The organism is Staphylococcus sp. GDY8P47P (assembly GCF_016892225.1).
Classification (GTDB): Bacteria; Bacillota; Bacilli; order Staphylococcales; family Staphylococcaceae; genus Staphylococcus; species Staphylococcus borealis.
The window spans coordinates 1,629-3,181 of the sequence record NZ_JAFENV010000050.1 but is presented as its reverse complement, the minus strand read 5'-3'; the positions used below and the strand labels follow the sequence as shown (position 1 = coordinate 3,181).

At 51.3% G+C, this 1,553-nt stretch carries 2 rRNA genes (1 of these 2 only partly in view); both read right to left on the bottom strand.

The window, feature by feature from the left end:
- Positions 1-31: 31 nt before the first annotated feature.
- Positions 32-146, bottom strand: a 5S ribosomal RNA gene (gene rrf / locus JVV30_RS12830).
- Positions 147-217: 71 nt separating this feature from the next.
- Positions 218-1,553 (bottom strand): 23S ribosomal RNA (locus JVV30_RS12825); it runs 1,525 nt beyond the window's last position.

Sequence of the window (1,553 nt, the reverse complement as noted above, 5' to 3'; positions counted from 1 at the left end):
CTCCCAGCTGAGCTAATGCTCCAACGTGTAAGCCTCGCAACGTCCTACTCTAGCGGAACGTAAATCCAACTACCATCGGCGCTTCGGAGCTTAACTTCTGTGTTCGTCATGGGAACAGGTGTGACCTCCTTGCCATTGTCACCAGACAAGAGAATGATTATACATTCAAAACTAGATAGTAAGTAAATGATTTTGCTTCGCAAAACTTTGAAATAAATTGATTAAGTCTTCGATCGATTAGTATTCGTCAGCTCCACGTGTCGCCACGCTTCCACCTCGAACCTATTAACCTCATCATCTTTGAGGGATCTTATAACCGAAGTTGGGAAATCTCATCTTGAGGGGGGCTTCATGCTTAGATGCTTTCAGCACTTATCCCGTCCATACATAGCTACCCAGCTATGCCGTTGGCACGACAACTGGTACACCAGAGGTATGTCCATCCCGGTCCTCTCGTACTAAGGACAGCTCCTCTCAAATTTCCTACGCCCACGACGGATAGGGACCGAACTGTCTCACGACGTTCTGAACCCAGCTCGCGTACCGCTTTAATGGGCGAACAGCCCAACCCTTGGGACCGACTACAGCCCCAGGATGCGATGAGCCGACATCGAGGTGCCAAACCTCCCCGTCGATGTGAACTCTTGGGGGAGATAAGCCTGTTATCCCCGGGGTAGCTTTTATCCGTTGAGCGATGGCCCTTCCATGCGGAACCACCGGATCACTAAGTCCGTCTTTCGACCCTGCTCGACTTGTAGGTCTCGCAGTCAAGCTCCCTTATGCCTTTACACTCTATGAATGATTTCCAACCATTCTGAGGGAACCTTTGAGCGCCTCCGTTACCTTTTAGGAGGCGACCGCCCCAGTCAAACTGCCCGCCTGACACTGTCTCCCACCACGATAAGTGGTGCGGGTTAGAAAGCCAACACAGCTAGGGTAGTATCCCACCAGCGCCTCCACGTAAGCTAGCGCTCACGTTTCAAAGGCTCCTACCTATCCTGTACAAGCTGTGCCGAATTTCAATATCAGGCTACAGTAAAGCTCCACGGGGTCTTTCCGTCCTGTCGCGGGTAACCTGCATCTTCACAGGTACTATGATTTCACCGAGTCTCTCGTTGAGACAGTGCCCAAATCGTTACGCCTTTCGTGCGGGTCGGAACTTACCCGACAAGGAATTTCGCTACCTTAGGACCGTTATAGTTACGGCCGCCGTTTACTGGGGCTTCGATTCGTAGCTTCGCAGAAGCTAACCACTCCTCTTAACCTTCCAGCACCGGGCAGGCGTCAGCCCCTATACATCACCTTACGGTTTAGCAGAGACCTGTGTTTTTGATAAACAGTCGCTTGGGCCTATTCACTGCGGCTCTTCTGGGCTTGCACCCTAAAGAGCACCCCTTCTCCCGAAGTTACGGGGTCATTTTGCCGAGTTCCTTAACGAGAGTTCGCTCGCTCACCTTAGAATTCTCATCTTGACTACCTGTGTCGGTTTGCGGTACGGGCACCTATTATCTATCTAGAGGCTTTTCTCGGCAGTGTGAAATCAACGACTCGAG